Genomic DNA, 5,964 nt, shown 5'->3' on the forward strand with positions numbered 1-5,964 from the left:
CATCCGGCTCATGTGGCCGCCTTCCTCGCCGAGGTGCTGGGCGGGCCGGCCACCTATTCCGCCGAGCATGGCGGCCATCCGCACATGGTGCGCCAGCATCTCGACCGCCATCTGAGCCAGGAACAGCGCCGCGCCTGGGTCGCACTGCTGCTGGACACGGCCGATCAGCTTGGCATGCCCGATGACCCCGAGTTCCGCTCCGCGCTGGTGGGCTACCTTGAATGGGGCTCGCGTCTGGCCGTTCTCAATTCGCAACCTGGCGTGACGGTGGACGCCGACGCGACCATGCCCAAATGGGGTTGGGGCGAGGTCAAGGGGCCGTATCAGGGCTGATGCGCAAGCACCCCATCGCGTGCTGAAATCGTGCCACTTCAGGAGCTCGCATGAAACGCGTGATCGGCATCGGCGGCATCTTCTTCAAATCGCCCGACCCCAAGGCCCTGGCCGAGTGGTACGGCAAGCACCTCGGCCTGCCCGTCGAGGCCTGGGGCGGCGTCACCTTTCCCTGGGCCACGGCCGACAACCCGGGTGGCGCGGGTGGCACCAACTGGTGCCCCTTCAAGGCCGACACCGGCTACTTTGCGCCGAGCGCAGCGGCTTTCATGATCAATTTCCGCGTCGCCGACCTGCACGGCCTGCTCGCGGCCCTGCGCGTGGAAGGCTGCAACGTCGTCGGCGACCCGCAGGACTCGGAGTACGGCAAGTTCGGCTGGGTCATGGACCCCGACGGCAACAAGGTCGAGCTCTGGGAGCCGCCAGCCGGGCAATGAGCCCGCTGGTCGCTACTGGTTGATCGGCGGCGCCGACGGCGCGGGCTCGGACGCGGCCTCATCGACGCGCGGCGGGGCCGGTGGCAGGCCGATGCGCGCGATTGCCATGTCGCCGGCGAATTCCGAGTAGAACCAGTTGCCGTCCTGCTGCACCAGGCCCTCGTCCGGCGGTGCCAGCTGGGTGCTGGGTTGGCCCTTCAAGGCCACGGCCATGGTCGCGACCCAGACGGGCAGGGCCAGGCCGCCGCCGGTTTCGCGCTCACCCAGGGACTTGGGCTGGGGATAGCCGATCCAGACGGCACCGGCCCGCGTAGCCTGGAAACCGCAGAACCAGGCGTCGACAGCGTCATTGGTCGTGCCGGTCTTGCCATAGAGGTCCCAGCGGCCGAGCAGGCTGCTGGCCCGCGCGCCGGTGCCTTCGCGCGCGACGGCGGCGAGCAGTTGCGAGGTCATGAAGGCATTGCGCGGGCTGACAGCCGTCCTCATCTTTGGCGGCTCGGCCTTCCACAGCACGGCGCCTTGCGCGTCCTGCACGCGGTCGATGAGCCAGGCCGTCGGCAGCTGGCCGGCGTTGGCGAAGGCGGCGTAACCCTGGGCCATCTGCAGCGGCGTCACGGAGCCGGTGCCCAGGGCGATGGTCAGGTTCAGCGGCTGCTTGTCCTCGTCCAGGCCGAAGCGCGCAGCCCAGGCGCGGGCGCGCTGCGGACCCAGGGCCTGCACCAGGTGGATGGTGACCATGTTCTTGGAGCGGGCCAGGCCCTGGCGCAGCGTCAGCGCCTCCTCGTACTGGCCGTCGTAATTGCGCGGTGACCAGTCGCCGACCTCGACGGGCTGGTCGCTGACCAGGGTACCGGCCCAGGCCCCCTGGTCGATGATGGCCGAGTAGATGAAAGGCTTGAAGGCCGAGCCCGGCTGGCGCCAGGCCTGGGTGGCGGAGTTGAACTGGTTGCGGGCGAAGTCGAAGCCGCCCACCAGGGCGCGGATGGCGCCGGTGGCCGGGTCCAGCGTGACGACGGCGCCTTCGGCCTGCGGTGTCTGGCTGAGCTGCCACTGCTTGCCGGACTCCATCACCCGCAGCACGGCACCGCGCTTGAGGCTCTGCAGCGGGCGTAGCGCCTGGCCCTTCAAGCTGATCTTCTCGCCGTCGGCCATCACCAGCTCGGCCGCGCTCTTGTCGACCTTGAGCAGCACGGCGGTGCGCAGCTCGCCGAGGTCGGGGTGGGCGTCGAAGGCGGTCTCCAGGGCCTCGTCGAAGTCTTCGCCTTCAGGCAGCTCGACGGTCGCCTCGGGGCCGCGGAACGGCTGGCGGCGCTCCAGCTCGAACAGCGCATGGCGCAGCGCCTCTTGTGCAGCCGCCTGCTCGGCATAGCGCAGTGTCGTGTAGACGGTGAGGCCACGCGTGTAGGCCTCCTCGCCAAAGCGCGTCACCATCTCGGCACGCACCTGCTCGGCGGCGTGGTCGGCGACGCCGGAGAGGCGCTTGGGCCGGCGCACGTCCAGCGGCTTCTCGCGAGCGGCGTCGGCCTGGGCCTGCGTGATCTGGCCCACGGCGACGAGCCGTCCCAGCACGACAGCCTGGCGACGCTTGGTGCGCTCAGGGTAGAGAACCGGGTTGAGGCGGTTGGGGTCCTTGGGCAGGCCGACGAGGACGGCAATCTCGCCGGTGTTGAGCTTGTCCAGCGGCTTGCCGAAATAGCGCTCGGCCGCGGCGCCAAAGCCATAGGCCTTGTTGCCCAGCGAGATCTGGTTCATGTAGATCTCGAGGATCTGATCCTTGCTCAGGTTTCTCTCGATCTTGATGGYCAGCAGTCCCTCCTGGGCCTTGCGCGCAAAGGTCTGCCGGTTGCTCAGGAAGATGTTGCGGGCCAGCTGCTGCGTGATGGTGGACGCGCCCTGCAGCCGCGTCGGGTGCAGGATGTTGTGCAGCATGGCGCGGCCGATGCCGCTGTAGTCGATGCCGGAGTGCACGTAGAAGTCGCTGTCTTCGACGGCCAGCAGCGCGTCCTGCAGGGCTTTTGGGATGTCCTTCAGCGGCACGAAGCGCCGCCGCTCGGCGCCGAACTCGCCCAGCAGCTGGCCGTCCTCGCTGAGCACGCGCAGCGGCTGGTGGGGCTGGTAGTCGGTCAGCGCATCAAGGGCCGGCAGCTGCGCCCAGATCAGCGCCGCCACGATGGCACCCAGCAGCAGGATCGCCAACGGCACGCCCACGAGGGCGGCGAGCCAGGGGCGTTGGAGAAGGAACTTCAGCATGGCGCGCATCCTAGGGGGTGGCCACCTGGCTCTGGCGCGGGCTGCAAGCTGTTACTTGGCCGCCGCGATGGCACGCTGCAGGTGCTCGCGCTGCTCGCAACCGGCCGGGCAGAGCTTCTCCAGCACGGCCAGGCGCTCATGCGCCTTGGGCAGCTCGCCCTTCATCACATAGAGCTCGCCCAGGTATTCGTTGGCGCCGCGGTGGTTGGGGTCGATGCGCAGTGCCTGCAGGTACTGGGCCTCGGCCTCGGTGAACTGCGGCGTGGCCTGCTTGCGCAGCGTATAGCCCATCAGGTTGTGCCAGTCGGCATTGCCGGCCTGGGGCTCGGTGCGCAACGCGGCCAGGGCGCCTGCCCAGTCCTTGGCCGCGATGAGGCGGCGTGGCGTGGCCAGTGGATCGGCCGCGGCAGGCTTGATCTCCGGCGGTGGGCTCATGTCGGCGGCCCAGGCGGAGCTGGCCAGCAGCAAGGCGGTCAGGACGAAGCGGCGCATGGGCGTCTCCCGAAGTGATGCCGATTGGCAGGGCCGCCAGCTTAGCGCCCTCCGCTGCCACGACGGGGGCTGTCAGAAGTCATGGCGGCCTTGCGCCGTTCAAGCAGCTTGGAGGGCGAACAACTCGGCCGCGTTGCGCCAGGCGATGCGCTGAGCCACCTCAGACGGCAACTGCCCGAGCCAGCCGCGGTACTCGGCGAACAGGCCCTCGTAGTGCTGCAGACGCTGGGGGACCCAGGTGTCGGAGCCGATCAGGAAGCGCCCCGGGTGCTGTGTCATCAGTGCGCGCCAGTCTTCGCCAAGCTTGCCGTCAAACGTGATGCCCGGCCGGTAGGACAGCTCGCCGCGCAGACCCGCGTGCTTGGCTAGCAGCTCCTTCACGCGCGGCAAGGGCTCGCCGGAAATGCCGGTGTGGGCCCAGATCAGCGACGTGCCGGGCGCGTGGCCAAGCAGCTTGTCGACCGCCACATCGTCCACGTGAGCCAGCACGGTCAGGCCGCGCTCGCGCGCCAGCTTCATCAGTGCGATGGCGGTCGGCCCATCGGCATTGGCGCTGTCGTAGAGATGGAACTCACCCAGGCCGCGGAAGGGCCCGGCCGGGCTGCCGAGCTTCAGCAGTTCCAGCACCATCAGCCGAATGCTGTCGTCGGCGAACCAGCCGGTGTAGTCGGCCCGGTCGCGGTACAGGCGGATGAAGGGCACCCATTGCGGCCCCGGCTCAGAGACGAGACGCAGCGTGCCGTCGTTTGGCCTGCTGTTGACCAGCGCACCCCGCACGCCGGCACGGGCCATGCGCGCCAGCACGTCGGCCGGTGGATGCGGCGCCTGGGCGTCGTCGTTGTAGTGCAGATGAGCATCGAACAGCGGGCCGGCATAGGCCTGCGCCCATGCGGGAACCGGCAGGCCGGCCAGCAGCAATGCCCGGCGTCTGAGCATCAGACGGCTCGCTCGGCGGCAGCGATGAGGCGGCTGATGCGCGAGACGGACAGGCCGAGCTGGCCCGCCAGATCCGTCATCGCGACGCCGCCCTCGGCATGGGCCAGCCACAGCGCCTGCTCGCGGATGCCACCGGCGCGCTTCAGCCACTCGCCAAAGCCCGTGCGGGCCACGCGACGGGGCGCAACGGCGGCGGCCCGCATGCGCGCGGCGAAGTCAGCGTCGCCGAGGAAGATCTGTTCACGCAGACGCCCGGGCCACAGCTGCAAGCCGGGCTCGGAGGCGACCAGGCGGGCATAGCGTTCGCCGGCCAGGCGATGCTGGGCCGGCGTCGTCGCCGGGCGCCCCAGCAAATGGCTGTGCAGGCCATCGACGTCCAGCCATTCGGGCGCGGCTTCCATGGCAGCCAGGGCGCGGAAGCTCGAGCCGGCCCAATCCGCCGCGCCACGCGCCAGGCGCAGGCGCACCGGGTTGAGGTCGACATAGCGGCAGGCATCCAGCAGATGGCGCTCGCGGTCGACCAGCACGGCATGGAAACGCCCCTGGAACAGCGAGCCGCTGAAGCCGTGGCGGCGCTGGTGATGCTGGGTGTAGACGCCGTTCACATGCCGCATCAGCTGCGACAGATTGGCGCGGCGCGTGAACAACAGCAGGTGGTAGTGGTCGGGCAGCAGGGCGTAGGCCAGGGCCTGGGCGTCGAAACGGTGCAGGGCCTGGGCCAGCAAGGCACGCATTTCGGCACGATCGGCTTCGTCGACAAAAGCCTGCTGCCCGCTCTCGAACGGGCAGTGGGCGCCGATCAGATAGACGGCGCCAGCGATCTCGAGTCGAGCAGGCCTTGCCATGCGCCACCTTAAGTCTCGCCGCCCGGAATGGCAAGATGGCGGCCTGCCGGTCTCCTCATTCGTCCGGCACGCCCCATGAAGACCCATCAAATCGAAATCCAGAAGTTCAAGGCCGCGTCCGCCAACCAGCACGGCCAGATCATGTTCAAGGTGGACGCCATGGTCACGCCCAAGACGCCCATCGACGGCATCGAGCCCAGCAGCGTCATCGTCATGACGGAGCAGAACGCCCGCGTGCTGATGGCCTTGCTGAAGGCACAGATCGCCGAAATCGACAACAAGAAGCCCAAGAGCCGCCACGGCCGCCACGGCTGAACTCGCGAGGCAAAGGACGACTCCCATGCAGTACCCCCAATACAACCCCGCCTCCGACAACCGGCCGCTGTCCGACGAGGAGCTCGACGACCTGGACGAGCTGCTCTCGGTGCTGCCCACCGATAGCGCGATGAACATCGAGGCGCTGGACGGCTATCTGACTGGCCTGCTGCTGTCGCCGCAAAAGCTGGCCGACCTGCCTGGAGACGCCTGGCTGCCGGTGGTCTGGGGCGGCGACCAGGAGCCCGACCCCAAGCCCTTCGCCAGCGGCAAGCAGCGCAAAAAGGTCGTCATGGCGATGCTGCGGCATGTGCAATCCATCGCCATGGCCTGGACGCATGCGCCCAAGGCCTGGG

At 69.0% G+C, this 5,964-nt stretch carries 8 protein-coding genes; 4 read left to right on the plus strand and 4 right to left on the minus strand.

The genetic code is table 11. The features are described 5' to 3' along the window. Both ACXJKR_RS22020 and ACXJKR_RS22025 read left to right on the plus strand, forming a co-directional pair. A partial coding sequence (locus tag ACXJKR_RS22020) for a group II truncated hemoglobin (RefSeq protein WP_457324628.1) occupies positions 1-333 on the plus strand: 333 nt, incomplete at its 5' end. 50 nt (positions 334-383) lie between these two features. Next, entirely contained in the window at positions 384-770 is a 387-nt protein-coding gene (locus ACXJKR_RS22025; RefSeq protein ID WP_457324629.1) for a VOC family protein, read from the plus strand. Between the two features lie 12 nt (positions 771-782). Here ACXJKR_RS22025 and ACXJKR_RS22030 read toward each other — a convergent pair whose 3' ends face one another. The 4 genes from ACXJKR_RS22030 to ACXJKR_RS22045 all read right to left on the minus strand — a co-directional run bounded on the left by ACXJKR_RS22030 (position 783) and on the right by ACXJKR_RS22045 (position 5,293). Continuing rightward, positions 783-3,020, minus strand: a complete 2,238-nt coding sequence (locus tag ACXJKR_RS22030; protein ID WP_457324630.1) for a penicillin-binding protein 1A — start codon at positions 3,018-3,020, stop codon at positions 783-785. Positions 3,021-3,071: 51 nt separating this feature from the next. Then, entirely contained in the window at positions 3,072-3,512 is a 441-nt protein-coding gene (locus tag ACXJKR_RS22035) for a tetratricopeptide repeat protein (protein WP_457324631.1), read from the minus strand. Between the two features lie 99 nt (positions 3,513-3,611). Further along, complete coding sequence (locus ACXJKR_RS22040; RefSeq protein ID WP_457324632.1) at positions 3,612-4,448, minus strand: amidohydrolase; 837 nt, start codon at positions 4,446-4,448, stop codon at positions 3,612-3,614. Beyond that, complete coding sequence (locus ACXJKR_RS22045) at positions 4,448-5,293, minus strand: transposase (RefSeq protein ID WP_457324633.1); 846 nt, start codon at positions 5,291-5,293, stop codon at positions 4,448-4,450. Before ACXJKR_RS22045 ends, ACXJKR_RS22040 begins: the two co-directional genes overlap by 1 nt. A 75-nt stretch (positions 5,294-5,368) precedes the next feature. Between ACXJKR_RS22045 and ACXJKR_RS22050 the strand changes: the two genes are divergently transcribed. After that, a complete protein-coding gene (locus tag ACXJKR_RS22050) occupies positions 5,369-5,608 on the plus strand; it encodes a hypothetical protein (RefSeq protein ID WP_056203067.1) in 240 nt (79 codons plus the stop codon). A gap of 25 nt (positions 5,609-5,633) precedes the next feature. Further along, positions 5,634-5,964, plus strand: a 331-nt coding sequence (locus tag ACXJKR_RS22055; protein ID WP_457324634.1) for a UPF0149 family protein, incomplete at its 3' end; no start/stop codon positions are given.

It is taken from the genome of Roseateles sp. P5_E11, assembly GCF_054049355.1.